This is a genomic window from Streptomyces sp. NPDC037083, from assembly GCF_055606485.1.
In genome coordinates, this window is record NZ_JBVJSQ010000001.1 from 248,382 (window position 1) to 262,015 (window position 13,634).

15 protein-coding genes are annotated in these 13,634 nt (G+C 72.2%); 4 read left to right on the forward strand and 11 right to left on the reverse strand.

Features of this window, described 5'->3' with window-relative positions:
* Position 1 precedes the first annotated feature (1 nt).
* The 4 genes from ACZ7DE_RS01190 to ACZ7DE_RS01205 all read right to left on the reverse strand — a co-directional run bounded on the left by ACZ7DE_RS01190 (position 2) and on the right by ACZ7DE_RS01205 (position 3,413).
* Positions 2–1,093, reverse strand: a complete 1,092-nt coding sequence (locus ACZ7DE_RS01190; RefSeq protein ID WP_470756612.1) for a YlbL family protein — start codon at positions 1,091–1,093, stop codon at positions 2–4.
* Positions 1,094–1,147: 54 nt separating this feature from the next.
* The gene (locus tag ACZ7DE_RS01195; protein ID WP_470756614.1) at positions 1,148–1,312 is read right to left on the reverse strand and encodes a hypothetical protein; all 165 of its coding nucleotides are present in this window, start codon (positions 1,310–1,312) and stop codon (positions 1,148–1,150) included.
* A gap of 174 nt (positions 1,313–1,486) precedes the next feature.
* Complete coding sequence (locus tag ACZ7DE_RS01200; protein ID WP_470756616.1) at positions 1,487–1,945, reverse strand: molybdenum cofactor biosynthesis protein MoaE; 459 nt, start codon at positions 1,943–1,945, stop codon at positions 1,487–1,489.
* A gap of 358 nt (positions 1,946–2,303) precedes the next feature.
* Positions 2,304–3,413 carry an SDR family oxidoreductase gene (locus ACZ7DE_RS01205; protein ID WP_470756618.1) on the reverse strand — a complete coding sequence of 370 codons (1,110 nt, stop codon included), beginning with the start codon at positions 3,411–3,413 and terminating at the stop codon, positions 2,304–2,306.
* A gap of 192 nt (positions 3,414–3,605) precedes the next feature.
* On the opposite strand from ACZ7DE_RS01205, the gene ACZ7DE_RS01210 reads away from it, so the two are divergent.
* Entirely contained in the window at positions 3,606–5,099 is a 1,494-nt protein-coding gene (locus tag ACZ7DE_RS01210; RefSeq protein ID WP_470756620.1) for a zinc-dependent metalloprotease, read from the forward strand.
* The gene (locus ACZ7DE_RS01215) at positions 5,096–5,611 is read left to right on the forward strand and encodes an NUDIX hydrolase (RefSeq protein ID WP_470756622.1); all 516 of its coding nucleotides are present in this window, start codon (positions 5,096–5,098) and stop codon (positions 5,609–5,611) included. The genes ACZ7DE_RS01210 and ACZ7DE_RS01215 overlap by 4 nt, the downstream gene beginning before the upstream one ends.
* Before the next feature lie 61 nt (positions 5,612–5,672).
* On the opposite strand, the gene ACZ7DE_RS01220 is transcribed toward ACZ7DE_RS01215, so the two are convergent.
* From ACZ7DE_RS01220 to ACZ7DE_RS01235, 4 genes are all read right to left on the reverse strand, one after another.
* Positions 5,673–6,428 carry an AIM24 family protein gene (locus ACZ7DE_RS01220; RefSeq protein WP_470756624.1) on the reverse strand — a complete coding sequence of 252 codons (756 nt, stop codon included), beginning with the start codon at positions 6,426–6,428 and terminating at the stop codon, positions 5,673–5,675.
* Positions 6,429–6,445: 17 nt separating this feature from the next.
* The gene (locus tag ACZ7DE_RS01225) at positions 6,446–7,126 is read right to left on the reverse strand and encodes an AIM24 family protein (RefSeq protein ID WP_079659796.1); all 681 of its coding nucleotides are present in this window, start codon (positions 7,124–7,126) and stop codon (positions 6,446–6,448) included.
* Positions 7,127–7,137: 11 nt separating this feature from the next.
* Complete coding sequence (locus ACZ7DE_RS01230; RefSeq protein ID WP_470756626.1) at positions 7,138–8,802, reverse strand: TerD family protein; 1,665 nt, start codon at positions 8,800–8,802, stop codon at positions 7,138–7,140.
* A 144-nt stretch (positions 8,803–8,946) separates the two neighbouring features.
* Positions 8,947–9,543 carry a M48 metallopeptidase family protein gene (locus ACZ7DE_RS01235; protein ID WP_470756628.1) on the reverse strand — a complete coding sequence of 199 codons (597 nt, stop codon included), beginning with the start codon at positions 9,541–9,543 and terminating at the stop codon, positions 8,947–8,949.
* 241 nt (positions 9,544–9,784) lie between these two features.
* Between ACZ7DE_RS01235 and ACZ7DE_RS01240 the strand changes: the two genes are divergently transcribed.
* Together ACZ7DE_RS01240 and ACZ7DE_RS01245 are read left to right on the forward strand one after the other, a co-directional pair.
* Entirely contained in the window at positions 9,785–10,999 is a 1,215-nt protein-coding gene (locus ACZ7DE_RS01240) for a TOMM precursor leader peptide-binding protein (RefSeq protein ID WP_470756630.1), read from the forward strand.
* Positions 10,992–12,356 (forward strand): ABC1 kinase family protein, encoded by a 1,365-nt coding sequence (locus ACZ7DE_RS01245; RefSeq protein ID WP_470756632.1) that lies wholly within the window; start codon positions 10,992–10,994, stop codon positions 12,354–12,356. The genes ACZ7DE_RS01240 and ACZ7DE_RS01245 overlap by 8 nt, the downstream gene beginning before the upstream one ends.
* A 110-nt stretch (positions 12,357–12,466) precedes the next feature.
* On the opposite strand, the gene ACZ7DE_RS01250 is transcribed toward ACZ7DE_RS01245, so the two are convergent.
* From ACZ7DE_RS01250 to ACZ7DE_RS01260, 3 genes are all read right to left on the reverse strand, one after another.
* A complete protein-coding gene (locus ACZ7DE_RS01250) occupies positions 12,467–12,679 on the reverse strand; it encodes a hypothetical protein (protein ID WP_470756634.1) in 213 nt (70 codons plus the stop codon).
* A 140-nt stretch (positions 12,680–12,819) separates the two neighbouring features.
* The gene (locus tag ACZ7DE_RS01255; RefSeq protein ID WP_470756636.1) at positions 12,820–13,143 is read right to left on the reverse strand and encodes a hypothetical protein; all 324 of its coding nucleotides are present in this window, start codon (positions 13,141–13,143) and stop codon (positions 12,820–12,822) included.
* Entirely contained in the window at positions 13,140–13,508 is a 369-nt protein-coding gene (locus tag ACZ7DE_RS01260) for a WhiB family transcriptional regulator (protein WP_470756638.1), read from the reverse strand. The genes ACZ7DE_RS01255 and ACZ7DE_RS01260 overlap by 4 nt, the downstream gene beginning before the upstream one ends.
* Positions 13,509–13,634 lie beyond the last annotated feature (126 nt).

Genomic DNA, 13,634 nt, shown 5'->3' on the forward strand with positions numbered 1-13,634 from the left:
GCTACTTCGTGCACTTCGGCAGGTCGGCGGTGTCGCCGCTGCGGATGTCCTTGAGGGCGCCGAGGGCGTCGTCGATGGTGTTCACCTTGACGAGCCTGAGCCCCGACGGGGTGTCCTTGGCGGCGGCCGCGCAGTTGTCGGCGGGCGTCAGGAAGTACTGGGCGCCCTGGCTGCGCGCACCGACCGTCTTCATCTCGATGCCGCCGATCGGCCCGACCTTGCCGTCGTCGTCGATGGTCCCGGTGCCGGCGACGAACTTGCCGCCGGTGAGGCTGCCGGGGGTGAGCTTGTCGTAGATGCCGAGCGCGAACATCAGACCGGCACTGGGGCCGCCGACGTCGGCGAGCTTGATGTCGACGGTGAAGGGGAAGGTGTGGTCGGTCCCGGCCGAGATCCCGACGATGGCCCGCTTCTGGCCGCTGTCGTCGGAGGCCGCGGTGGTGATCGTGACGTCCTGGGTCTTGGTGGCCGTCCTGTGCGCCTTCTCGGCGGCCGCCTGCTCCTTGGCCGGAACGACGGTGAAGACGACCTTCTCGCCCGCCTTGTGCTTGGTCACCAGCTTCGCGACGTCGCCCGGCGCCTTGACCGCGGTTTCGTCCACCGCCTTGATCACGTCGCCGGCGTGCAGCTCGCCCTCCGCCGGGGACCCCTTGACCACGGTCGAGACGATCACCCAGGACGTCACGGGGATGTCCAGCTCCTTCAGGGCCGCCACCTTGGCGCTCTCCTGTGACTGGCTGAACTCCTCGGCGTTCTCCTGGGTGGACTGCTCCTCGGTCTTGCCGTCCGGGTACAGCGTGTCGTGCGGGACCACCTTGTTGTCGTGCGCGAGCCAGCCGTAGACGGCCTCGACGAGGTTCATCCGGTAGTCGGCGCTGGTGACCCGCACGGTGGTCATGTTCAGGTGGCCGCTGGTCGCGTAGGTCTTGTGGCCGGAGACCTGCAGCACCGGCTCGCCGTCGTGCTCGCCGAGTGTGTTCACCGTCGGCCCCGGGGACATCTCCGCGTACGGCACGGGGATGAGTACTCCCGCGCACAGGAGCGCGATCAGCATCAGGGTGGAGGCGAGCATCGTCGCGGTGCGGCGTGGCATGCCTCGACAGTACGGGACGCGTCTGTCAGCGCACCGTCAGGGCTGCCACCCGGGTCACGTGCGCGAGTGGGGCCTCTCCATGGCCTCGCGGAAGCGGGCGTAGCCGTCCAGCTCGGGACCGTCGCCGCGGGCCTTGCGGGTCCGGTTGGCCCAACTGCCCCACAGACCCGCGCCGATCGCTGCCACAAGCGGAATCAGCAACCATGCGAGCGCAGCCATGCCGACCTCCCAACCCCGACGAACCACCGCAACTGACTGATCAGCAGATTAACCATCCGCACGGACAACGCTCACGGCAGGGGTGCGGTTACGCAACCGGACGAGTGACCGGGGGCATTCGGCGGGCCCCCACCCGCCCTCCCGTCGCCCGGCCGCCCCCCCTCGACGACGGCGCTACGCGCCGACCCACTCCTCGGTTCCGTCGGAGAACCGCTGGTGCTTCCAGATGGGCACTTCGTGCTTGAGGTCGTCGATCAGCTTCCGGCAGGCCTCGAATGCCTCCCCGCGGTGCGGACAGGACACGGCGACGACGACCGCGAGGTCCCCCACCGCCAGGTCCCCCACCCGGTGGACGGCCGCGAGTGCCCGCACCGGGTACGCGGCGACGACCTTCTCCGCGATCCGCCGCATCTCGGCCTCCGCGCTGGGATGGCAGGAGTACCCGAGGGCGTCGACGTCGGCGCCCCCGTCGTGGTTGCGCACGGTGCCCACGAACAGCGCCGTCCCGCCGGCCGCGTCGTCCCCGACGGCCTTGAAGACCTCGTCCAGGGAGAGCGCGGTGTCACGAACGGCGATCAGCTTGACGGGATCCTGCGCCGTCTGCTCGCCGGGATGGTCGTTGGTGGCTGCCATGCCCCCATCGTGCCGCACGCCGACAAGCAGGCGAAATAGCGTGATCACCCGGCACACACGCGTGCGGCTTTGGAGCGACGTACAACAGCCGGCCCGCCCAGGCACTCGAGAGCGCCCCTGAGGGGCCGACGGCGGACCTCCGGGGCGCAGCCACAGGGGACGGGGGCGGAGGCGGGAGGAGCAGCGGGACGGGAGGAGCAGAACGTCATCCTGCTCCCGCCGCCGTCGGGCCCCCGCGCCCACCGCCGCCAGGCGCTGCGCCCACCGCTGTCCGCCCGCACGCTCGCGTCGGCGCCGCCGCCGTCACCGGCCTCACCGGGGCCCGCCCTCCGCGGTCACCGCCGCCGGGCCCCCGCGCTCAGCGCCGCCGGGCCTTGCGGGCCCGCCGTACCACGGCCGCCGCTCCCAGCAGGGCGACCGTCGCCCCGGCCGCGCCCGCCGCGGTCGCGTCCTTGCGCCCCAACCGCCGTCCGACGACGGTGTGCCGCCCGGAGACTTCCGCCAGCAGCTCCGCGAGGACCTCCTCGTTGGTCCACCGCGGCCGCCACCCCGCGTCGTGCAGCCGGCTCCCGCTCACCACCCAGGGGTACATCGTGTAGGCGAGGTCGCCCGCGGGGGACGGCGTCAGCCCGATCCGGTGCAGCCGGGCGGCGGCGCCCAGCGCGACCGCCGACGGCAGCTCCATCCGCCGGATCCCGCTGAGCTCCTCGACCTCCTCCTGCTCCAGCCACCCGTCGCAGCCGACGGCCAGCTCGCCGTCGACCTTCTCCAGAACCGCGTACTCCAGGCCGGTCACCAGGTCCTCGACGTGGCAGAACTGCCAGGCCGGCCGCGATCCCGCGACGACCAGCAGCCGCGGCGACTCGAAGTACCGGGTCAGCGCGGTGTCCGTGCCGCCGACCAGGATCGCGGGCCGCACCACGGTGACGTTGAGCCCCGGATGCGCCCGGGGCGCGCGCCGCGCGAGCCGTTCGATCTCCAGGAGGTCGCCGACGCCGGTCGCCTCCGCCGTCGCCCGCAGCTCGGCGTCCTCCGACAGCGGCAGCTCGTTGTCCTCCAGCGCTCCGTAGACCATCGCGGAGGTGCACAGCACGACCCGGTGCACCCCGGCCGCCGCGGCGGCCGTCAGCACGGTCTGCGTACCGCGCACGTTGTACGCCGTTCGGGCGGCGGCGTCACTCCCCAGGTCGAGGTCGAGCGCGAGGTGGACCACGACGTCGGCCCCGCGCAGTTTGTCGGCGATCGCCGGATCGCGGACGTCGAGGATGTGCCACTGCGCCGCGTCACACTCGCCGCGCCGCTCGTCGATGGCGACGACCTGCTTGACCTCCTCCGACGCGGCGAGCCGCTCCGTGAGCAGCGCGCCCACCCCGGTCGCCGCGCCGGTCACGGCGACGACGGGCCCGCGCGCACCGCCCGGGGTCGAGGGGTTTCGCGCTGCGCGAACCTGCGGATCTGGGGAACTCACCAGGTGTCTCCAGCGGTTGTCTTGGCATACGGGCGCGAGTGACGCGTACGTACCAGGTGGCATCCATCCTGCCGCAGCGCAGGAGTCGGCGAAGCACCGAGGCCCGATCGGGCGGGGGTGTCTACGCTGGGTGGTGTTGCAGGGCAGTCGCCGCCGGCCGAGAACCGGTGGCCTTACCAGCCGAGGAACCCCGTGAGTGACACCCCATTCGGATTCGGCCTTCCGCCGGAGGAGCCGGAAGACGGCGACGAGGGCAAGAAGAAGGACTCGCAGAGCGGCGGTGGTCAGGGACCGGCCAACCCGTTCGGCTTCGGCGGGCTGCCCGGCGCCGGAGGCTTCGGCGCCCCTGGCGCGGACAACCCTCTCGCCGCCATGTTCGGTTCGCTGAACCCCAACGACCTGGGGGCCGCGTTCCAGCAGCTCGGCCAGATGCTCTCGTACGAGGGCGGCCCGGTGAACTGGGACATGGCCAAGCAGATCGCCCGCCAGACGGTCGCCCAGGGCACCGCCGACGGCGTGAAGGACGCGAGCGTCGGCCCCTCCGAGCGCACCGCCGTCCAGGATGCCGTCCGCCTGGCCGACCTCTGGCTGGACGACGCCACGTCCCTGCCGTCCGGCGCCGGCTCGGCGGTGGCGTGGTCGCGCGCGGAGTGGGTCGAGGCGACCCTGCCCGCGTGGAAGGAGCTCGTGGACCCGGTCGCCGAGCGGGTCGGCGCCGCCATGGGCGACGTCCTGCCGGAGGAGATGCAGGCCATGGCCGGCCCGCTGATCGGCATGATGCGCTCGATGGGCGGCGCGATGTTCGGCTCGCAGATCGGGCAGGCCGTCGGCGTGCTCGCGGGCGAGGTGGTCGGCTCGACCGACATCGGCCTGCCGCTCGGCCCCGCCGGGCGCGCCGCACTGCTGCCGGTGAACATCGAGGCGTTCGGCAAGGACCTGGGCGTGCCCAAGGACGACGTGCGGTTGTACCTCGCGCTGCGCGAGGCGGCCCACCAGCGCCTGTTCACGCATGTGCCGTGGCTGCGTTCGCACCTGTTCGGCGCGGTCGAGGGCTACGCGCGCGGGATCAAGGTCGACACCGCCAAGCTGGAGGACGTGGTCGGCCAGTTCGACCCGCAGAACCCCGAGCAGCTGCAGGACGCGCTCCAGCAGGGCATGTTCCAGCCCGAGGACACTCCGGAGCAGAAGGCGGCGCTGGCCCGGCTGGAGACGGCCCTGGCGCTCGTCGAGGGCTGGGTGGACGCGGTGGTGCACGCGGCCGCGAAGCCGCGCCTGTCGTCCGCGGACGCGCTGCGGGAGACGCTGCGCCGTCGTCGCGCCACCGGCGGTCCCGCGGAGCAGACGTTCGCGACGCTGATCGGCCTGGAGTTGCGCCCGCGCCGCCTGCGCGACGCCTCGCGCCTGTGGGCATCGCTGACGGACGCGCGCGGGGTCGACGGCCGGGACGCCCTGTGGGCCCACCCGGACATGCTTCCCACGGCCTCCGACCTGGACGATCCGGACGGCTTCGTGCACCGCGAGCACATGGACTTCTCCGAGCTGGACAAGATGCTCGGCGAGGCCGCGAGCGGCGGCCTCGGCGAGAAGCCCGACCTGAAGAAGCCCGGCCGCGGGACGGACGACGCCGACAAGGGCGACGGCGAGAACGGCTCCGGCGACGGCTCCAGGGGCGACGGCGCGGAGTGAGCCTTCATGACGACGCGGTCCTCGTCCTCAAGGGGTACGAGGGCCACGAAGAGCTGTGCCAGACCTACCTGGACCATCTGGCGGCCCATCCGGACGGCTTGTGGAAGGCCTGTCGGGACGGGCACATCACGGCGAGCGCGCTGGTGATCGACCCGGAGCAGGGGCGGGTGCTGCTGACGCTCCACAAGAAGCTGCGCATGTGGCTGCAGATGGGCGGCCACTGCGAGCCGGTCGACGGGACGCTGGCGGCCGCCGCCCTGCGGGAGGGCACGGAGGAGTCGGGCGTCCCGGGCCTATCTCTGCTGCCCGGCGGCCCGGTCCGGCTCGACCGCCATCTGACGCCGTGCGCCTGGCACTACGACGTCCAGTACGCGGCGCTGGCCCCGTCCGGGTCCGTGGAGGCGATCAGCGACGAGTCCCTCGACCTGCGCTGGTTCCCGTACGCGCAGGTGGCGGACGTCGCCGACGAGTCGGTCGTCCGGCTGCTGGAAGCGACCCTCGCGCGGCTGTGAGGCGGAACGGGTAAGGGGCGGCCCACCAGGTGGCCGCCCCTTACGTCGCTGTGCCCGCCGGTCAGCTCCAGACGTTGCCCTGGTTCTGGCCGCGCGCCCCCTGCTGGCCCATGCCGTACTGGGCGGCCAGGCCCGAGCCGATCGCCGCGTTCTGCGGCGGCAGCAGTTCGCTGGGCTGCACGAGCGCGTAGCCGGAGCCCATGAAGCTGAGCTCCCAGCCCTCACCGGTGTTGCCGCGCCGGCGCCACACCCCGGAGGAGTGCGTCTGGGCCTGCATCTGCACCCGCAGTCCGGTGGACCAGGCGACGATGGCGTCGGCGTCGCAGTTGACGTACTTGTCGGGGGTGACCTGCATCATCAGGGGCGCGCCCGAGGTCATCAGGGCGACCTTGCCGCGGCCGGTGATGTTGAGCTGGTACTTCCCGGAGCCGGAGATGCCGTAGAGGCTGTCGACGGCGATGACCTCGTGGTGCAGCGAGGAGTCCATGGCGAGCACGTAGCTGCTGTCCACGGTCAGACCGTCCTGCTCCACCTCCATCACGTGGATGTGCTGGGCGAGGTTGGCGAGGTAGACCGTGCCCTGCCCGTGGCAGCGCATCAGGTCCAGGCCCTCGCCGGTGTGCGCACGCGCGCGTCCCTGCTGGTTGCTCTGGTACTCGGCGTCGAACTCCATCAGGCCCTGGTAGGCGACCATCGTGCCCTTGCGGGCGAGGATGTCGTCGTGGCCCTCCAGGGTGACCCGGAGCATCTGCTTGTTCTGCAGACTCCAGCGATCCTGGGTCTGCGAGTCGTTGTGCGCGAAAAGTGGGCTCTGCATGGCGTTCTGGCTCCCCCTCAGCCCCGGACCCGGAGACGGTCGGTGCTGTCCTCACTGGGCTGGACGACGACGATGCCCTGGCCGGAGAAGGCCATCTGGTAGGCCTCGCCGCTGCCCCGGCCGATGAGCGACTGCGCCTTGAAGCTGCGCTTGCCCTTCACCTTGAGGTTCGGCGACCAGGCGACGAGCGCGTCGGGATCGACGTACGTCTCGTCCTCGCCGCCGCCGCAGTCGACGACGATCGGCTTGCCCCGGGAGGTCAGCGCGACCCAGCCCTGGCCGCTGATCTTGGTGTTCCACAGGCCCTGGCCGGCGAACTTCGCGAGCCCCTTGACGCGCTCGACGCCCCAGGTGAGGTGTGCGTCGAAGGCGAGCAGGTTCGTGGCGTTGACGGAGATGCCGTCGCCGTTGAGGTTGATCACGACGACGTTCGCGCCGTAGTCGGCGAGATAGAGCAGCCCGTCGCCGGTGCACTTCATCAGGGGCGCGCCCTCGCCGGTCATCCAGTCGCGCGCGATCTGGCGCACGGCCGGCGGGTTTGGCTCGTACTGGACGAAGCCCTCGTAGGCGACCATCGAGCCCACGCGCGCGAAGAGGTCGTTCCCGGTCTGCATGGCGACCTTCAGCATGTGGTTGCCGTGGTTCTCCATGCGGGCGGTGACGGGTGCGGGGGCGTAGCCCGCGAGCGGCTGGTTCATGACGGGCTCCCTCAGACCTCGTACGGCTGGACGACGATGAAGTTGCCGGGAGCTCCCCGGAACTGGAGGTTGACGCTCTCTCCGGTGTCGCCCGGGTAGGCGTTGCGGCGCATCCGCACCTGGCTGGAGACGACGACCTGGGAGGCGGCCGACCAGGCGACGACGGCGTTGCAGTCGGCGAACGTGGTCGGCGTGACCGGCAGGACGACGGGCGTGCCGTGCGTCTTCACGACGATGGTGCCGCTGCCCTGGAACTGCATGGTGAACAGCGCGCCGCCGGGAATGCCGTGGCCCTCGATGCGGCGGACCTCGTACTGGAGGCTCTCGTCGAAGGCGAGGACGTTCTCGGCGGAGACGCAGATCGCGTCGCCCTGGAGCTCGATGGGGTGCACGTGGGTCGAGTTCTCCGCGAGGAAGACCTGTCCCTGGCCGGTGCAGCGCATCAGCTGCATCTCCTGGCCGGTGGCGTTGCCGACGATCCGGCCGGCGAACCCGGCGCCCTTGTAGCTGAAGTCGACCTTGCCCTGGTACAGCACCATGCTGCCCTGGCGGGCCAGCACGGGCTGGCCTCCGATGCCGAGGTCGACGCGGATCAGCTTCCTGTTCTGCTGCGTCCAGCGCTGCCCGGTGGGCGTCTCCTTGAACTGCTGGAGCGCGGCGGCCACACCGGCGCCGCCCTGGGGCGCGCCCTGCGGCACGCCGTACGCCTGCTGTCCCGGGACCTGCCCGAACGGCGGCTGCTGACCGTAGCCGGGCGGCGGGGTGGGCTGTCCGTATCCCGGGGCCTGCGGAGCCTGGGGCTGCTGGCCGTAGCCGGGGGGCATGGGCGCGCTCGGTGCGGGGCCCTGACCGTACGGCTGCTGCTGGGGCGGCTGGCCGTAGGGGGCGGGAGCGGGGGGCGGGACGTGGCCTGCGCCGGGCGGGGCCATGGGCGCGACGATGGTCGGCGCGCCGTGCACCGAGGGCGCGGGCGCCGGGGCGGGCGGCGGAGTCGCGCCCGGCGGGGGCGCGAAGCCCTGCGCGGCGGGCTGCGGCTGCTGCGGGGCGGGAGCCGGGACGGGCGCGGACGGCGCGCCGAACGCGGGCGGGGCGAAGCCGGGAGCGGCGCCGCCGGTCTGCGGCTGCTGCGGCGCGGCGGGCGCCTCCTCCTCCGCGACCTCGCCGCCGAAGTTCTTCAGCAGCGCGTCCAGACCACCGTCGAAGCCCTGTCCGACGGCCGCGAACCGCCAGACGTCCTTCAGGTAGAAGTCGCCCAGCATCACGGCCCGTTCGGTGGTGAACTCCGAGCCGTTGAACGCGTAGCGGGCGACTTCCTCGCCGCCCGCGACAATACGGATGTAGCCGGGGTTGATCTGCGACATCTGCCCGGCGCCGTCGAGGGTCGCCGTGAAGGAGAGCTTCTGGATCTGCGGCGGGATCCGGTCCAGGGTGACGCGGAAGGACTCCGTGTCGCCGGCCTGGGCGCCCAGGAGCTGGATGGACTCCTCGGGGGACTTCGGCTGGTTGAAGAAGACGAAGTACCGGTCGTCCGAGAGCCGCTCGTCGGCGTCGAGGCCGAAGCAGCTGATGTCGAAGGTCAGGCCGGGTGCGGTGATCTGCACGCCTACGTACAGATCGGTGCCTCCGGTGAGGTCACTGATCTTGGCCTTGTGGCCGCGTTGGAATTCCCTGGGCATGCGTAACGACCGTCCCCCATCCCGATTGCGAGTGCGTCGCGTCAGGCTAACGGCAAAGTCGGACAACGGACGATGTCGGTACAGACCCGGTACACAACCGGCGTCACCCGGCGCCGGGCGCGTTCACTCCGCGCGCGGCGCAGGTCACTCCCCGCGTGCGCCGGGCGGATGGGGCAGCCGTTCGGCCGCGACGACGCCCTCCAGGTAGCCACGGGCGCGCTCGGTGCGCGGGTAGGCCTCCAGCAGCCGCCAGAAGTCGGGGCCGTGGCCGGGCACGAGCAGGTGCGCGAGTTCATGGGCGAGGACGTAGTCGATGACGTACTCGGGCATGCCCTTGAGCCGGTGCGACAGACGGATGCTGCCCTCGGCCGGGGTGCACGAGCCCCATCGGGTGTTCTGGTTGGTCACCCAGCGGACCGAGGTCGGCCGGGCCCTGCCGCCGAAGCACTGGGCCGACAGCCGCTCGGCGCGCTCGGCCAGCTCGGCGTCGCCCGGTACCCGCCGGCTCTCCTGGGCGGCGAGTTTGTCGAGCATGACGCTCACCCAGCGTTGCTCCTCGGCCTCGGACATCCGGGCAGGGATCAGCACGATGGTGCGATCGCCCTCGCGGTACGCGGAGACCGTCCGACGTCGACGGGCGCTTCTGCGGACCTCGATCGCGCTCACCCCGGAGCCGCCCGGCGGCTGGCTCGTCGTGCTGCGCTGTGGCGTTCCGGCGCGGTGCGGTGGGTCGGCGGGCACGCCCCGACGTTACCCGCTGCACACGGGGGAAGTCCCGACTCCGGGACGGTTCGGTTCCGATCTCACCTGCCGCGTTTGCCTCGTACGACGGATTTGTACGACGAACTCCCGCGCCTGTGGACAACTTCCGGCGGGCTCGAGCGGGTCCGGGCATGCTGGCACTCGTCGGCGGAGCGAGGACACCCCCACGCCCCCGCTCCGCCGACGTCACGGGGAGTTTCCAGACATACGGGGGCTTTTGATGCATCCGATGGTGAAGCCCGCGCTGCGGCGCGGCTGGCGTGACCTCAACACGGTGCAGTTCGGTATGACGCCGGCGCACGCGCTGACCCTCGGCCCGGTGGACACGGCGACGGGCAGTTTCCTCGAGCTCCTGGACGGCACCCGCGGGCTCGCGCTGCTGCGCGAGGAGGGCCGGCGCATGGATCTGCCCGACGGTCACGTCGACCGGCTGGTGGAGCGGCTGACCCGCGTCGGACTGCTCGACGACGCGCGCGGCGGCGGGCCGGAGGCCACGGCTCTGCGGGAGAAGAAGGAGGTCATCGACCGGCTGCGCCCCGACCTCGCGGCCCTCTCCCTCACCACCTCGGAACCGGGCGAGGCGATCGAGCACCTGACCGCCCGACGCCGCCTGCGGGTCCAGGTGCGGGGCGCCGGGCGGGTCGGCGCGGTGCTCGCCTCGCTGCTGTCCGGCGCGGGCGTGGGCGAGGTGGACGTGCAGGACGGCGGCCGGGTCGAGCCGGGGGACGTCGCACCGGGCGGCCTGCCGGCCGAGGCGATCGGCGAGCGCCGGGACGAGGCGGCCCGCCGCGCCGCACGCCGGGCCGCACCGGGCCGCCCGCCGCGCAGGCATCCGGGGTCACCGGCGGGTTCGGACACCCCCGGCTTCTGCCTGGTGATCCTCGCACCACGGGACGACGTGTCCGTGCACGCGCCCGCTCCCTCGGCGGCGGAGCCCCTGATCGCCTCGGGCACACCGCACCTCTATGCCGGGGTCGTCGAGGGGACCGGCGTCGTCGGTCCCCTGGTGCTGCCGGGCGAGACGGGCTGCGCGGGGTGTCTGCAGCAGGCCCGCATCGACGGCGACCCGGCCTGGCCACGGCTGGTCGCCCAGTGGCACTCCGGCAGAAAACGGGCTTCGCGCGCCTGCGACCTGACCCTGGCCACGGCGGTCGCCGGACTGGCGGCCGCCCACGCCCTCGCCTTCCTCGACGGCCGGACGCCGTCCAGCGAGGGCGCACGCTGGGAGGTGTCCGCCCCCACTCTGCAGTGGCACGCCCGGCCGGTGTGGCCCCACAGCGCGTGCCCGTGCGGGGCCGCGCACAAAGGTGAGCGGGAACACCCCTCCGAGGACCGGGGTTCGCACGCGACAATGGAGGAGCAACGGCATTCGACGGAGCTTCGCCGTACGGCGGACGCGACGCGGCTGTCTGGGACTTGGAGGGCGCATGTCTGATCTTCCCCGGAAGGCGGTCACCCGGACCGCCAAACTCGCCGCGCTCCCGCTCGGCTTCGCCGGGCGGGCGACCTGGGGTCTGGGCAAGCGGATCGTGGGCGAGTCCGCGGAGATCGTCGGCCGCGAGCTGCAGCAGCGCACCGCCGAGCAGCTGTTCAAGGTGCTGGGCGAGCTGAAGGGGGGTGCGATGAAGTTCGGGCAGGCGCTGTCCGTCTTCGAGTCCGCCCTCCCCGAGGAGGTGGCCGGCCCCTACCGCGCGGCCCTCACCAAGCTGCAGGACGCGGCGCCGCCGATGCCGACCCGCACGGTGCACGCCGTGCTCACGGAGCGGCTCGGCGAGGACTGGTCCGAGCTGTTCATGGAGTTCGACGACAAGCCGGCCGCGGCGGCGTCGATCGGCCAGGTGCACCGAGCGGTGTGGCACGACGGCCGGGAGGTCGCGGTCAAGGTCCAGTACCCGGGGGCCGGCGACGCCCTGCTGTCCGACCTGAACCAACTCAGCCGCTTCGCACGGCTGTTGGGCCCGCTCATCCCGGGCATGGACGTCAAGCCCCTGATCTCCGAGCTCAGGGACCGGGTCTCCGAGGAGCTCGACTACAGCCTGGAGGCGCAGGCCCAGCAGGCACACGCGGAGGAGTTCGCCGACGATCCCGACGTCGTGGTCCCGGCGGTCGTCCACCAGTGCGACCAGGTCCTGGTCACCGAGTGGATCGACGGTGTGCCGCTGTCCGAGGTGATCGCCGACGGCACCGACGAGCAGCGCGACCGCGCAGGCCAGTTGCTGTCCCGCTTCCTCTTCTCCGGGCCGGCGCGCACCGGCCTGCTGCACGCCGACCCGCACCCGGGCAATTTCCGTCTCCTGCCAGGCGGGCCGGACGGCGAGGAGGACTGGCGGCTGGGCGTCCTGGACTTCGGCACGGTGGACCGGCTCCCGGGCGGCCTGCCCGACCCGATCGGCGAGTCCCTGCGCATGACGCTGGACGGCGATGCGGAGGCGGTCTACGAACTCCTCTGCGCGGAGGGCTTCGTCAAGGACTCCATAGAGCTGGATCCCGACGCGGTGCTCGACTACCTCCTGCCGATCATCGAGCCGGCCCGGGTGGAGGAGTTCACGTTCTCCCGCGGCTGGATGCGCAGCCAGGCGGCCAGGGTCGCCGACCCGCGCTCCCCCGCCCACCAGTTGGGCAAGCAGCTCAACCTTCCGCCGGCCTACCTGCTGATCCACCGGGTCACCCTCAGCACGATCGGGGTGCTGTGCCAGCTCGGTGCGACCGTGCGGCTGCGGGAGGAACTGGAGGAGTGGCTCCCCGGGTTCCTTGCGGAGGAGGAGCTCGAGGAACTGGAGGCGGAGGCGTGACACGCACGGGGCGAGGCGGCGGGGCCCGCCTTCGGAGGCGGCCAGGTCCTGCTCCTCGGAGCTGGGCGAGGTCCTCGGAGGCGGGCCCGCTCATCTGGCTGTGACGCTTCTCACCACCAGTCCGAGTCCAGCCGCCCCTCGATCGCCCTGAGGTTGTCGCGGGCACAGGCCTCGCAGAAGTAGCGCCGGACACCGTTCTCCACCGAGCAGGTCCAGGTGACGGGCGGCGGCTGCGGGGTTCGGGCGCCGCAGCGGGCGCAGGCGAGGGGGGCGGGCTCGGCCGGGGAACCGCCTCGGTCACTGTCTCCGGGGGGACGCGTCACCTTCGCGACGATAGCCCCGCGCCGGTGATAAGTCCGCACAACGCACCTCGGGGGTCGGGTCCGTTCGGACGGACCCGACCCCCGAGGGGAGAGCTTGGCCTCACCGTTGCCGGGGAGGCCACCGCTTCAGGTGGATGTCGTTACTGCATCACGGCCATGGCGAGCGCCCGACGGGCGCGCATCGAGGCGCGCTCGGCCCGACGCTGCATCCGGCGAGCGGCCGCCAGGCGCGCAGCCTGGCGTTCCCGCTCGGCCTCGCGCAGTCGGTCATGCATATGCGCACGAGCCAGGGCTTCTGGGATGAGTTGCATCTCGCGTGTCCTGTTCTGACGCGAGTCGTACGCGCCGGTGGTGGTGAGGTCTTCGGTCGCGGAGCCGGTGGGCTCGCTGGTGAACGGCTTCATCGGGGCCTGCTTCTTGGGGTCTTGCGTAAGGGGACGGTCGATTGTTCCTGCGGTGTTCATGCCGTGACCGGGTTCTTGCGCGGGCGGCCACGCGGCCGCTTCCGGGCGACGACGACACCCTGGACGAACAGCTCGCCACCCCAGACGCCCCAGGGCTCGCGCCGCTCCTTGGCGCCGGCGAGGCAGGCCTCGACCAGCGGGCAGGTGCGGCAGAGGGACTTGGCGTACTCGACGTCGGCCGGCGACTCGGCGAAGAAGACCTCCGGGTCGTAGGAACGGCAGGGGACGGGCACGCCGAGGTTCTCGATGGCGTCGTCGAGCGCGGTGAGCGCCGTGAGCGGGGTCAAGGTGGGGTCCTTCGGGAGGCCGGGCGGGGGGATCGTTTCGGAAGGCGGTACGGACGGGGCGTGCGCTTCGAGTTGCACGGTTTGTTTTCCTCGTCTGGTCGGTCCGGTCCTGTAGGACCGGGTGTCGGCTGGGTACCGGGTTCTTTTCTTGTCCCGAGGCCCCTTCGCTCCGTCGTCCCCGTTGTTCGGGGAAAACAGAAGGGC

Coding starts and splice junctions, on each gene's coding strand:
- ACZ7DE_RS01190 (WP_470756612.1), bottom strand. CDS start 1,093: ATGCCACGCCGCACCGCGACGATGCTCGCCTCCACCCTGATGCTGATC.
- ACZ7DE_RS01195 (WP_470756614.1), bottom strand. CDS start 1,312: ATGGCTGCGCTCGCATGGTTGCTGATTCCGCTTGTGGCAGCGATCGGC.
- ACZ7DE_RS01200 (WP_470756616.1), bottom strand. CDS start 1,945: ATGGCAGCCACCAACGACCATCCCGGCGAGCAGACGGCGCAGGATCCC.
- ACZ7DE_RS01220 (WP_470756624.1), bottom strand. CDS start 6,428: ATGCAGAGCCCACTTTTCGCGCACAACGACTCGCAGACCCAGGATCGC.
- ACZ7DE_RS01225 (WP_079659796.1), bottom strand. CDS start 7,126: ATGAACCAGCCGCTCGCGGGCTACGCCCCCGCACCCGTCACCGCCCGC.
- ACZ7DE_RS01230 (WP_470756626.1), bottom strand. CDS start 8,802: ATGCCCAGGGAATTCCAACGCGGCCACAAGGCCAAGATCAGTGACCTC.
- ACZ7DE_RS01240 (WP_470756630.1), top strand. CDS start 9,785: ATGCATCCGATGGTGAAGCCCGCGCTGCGGCGCGGCTGGCGTGACCTC.
- ACZ7DE_RS01245 (WP_470756632.1), top strand. CDS start 10,992: ATGTCTGATCTTCCCCGGAAGGCGGTCACCCGGACCGCCAAACTCGCC.
- ACZ7DE_RS01255 (WP_470756636.1), bottom strand. CDS start 13,143: ATGAACACCGCAGGAACAATCGACCGTCCCCTTACGCAAGACCCCAAG.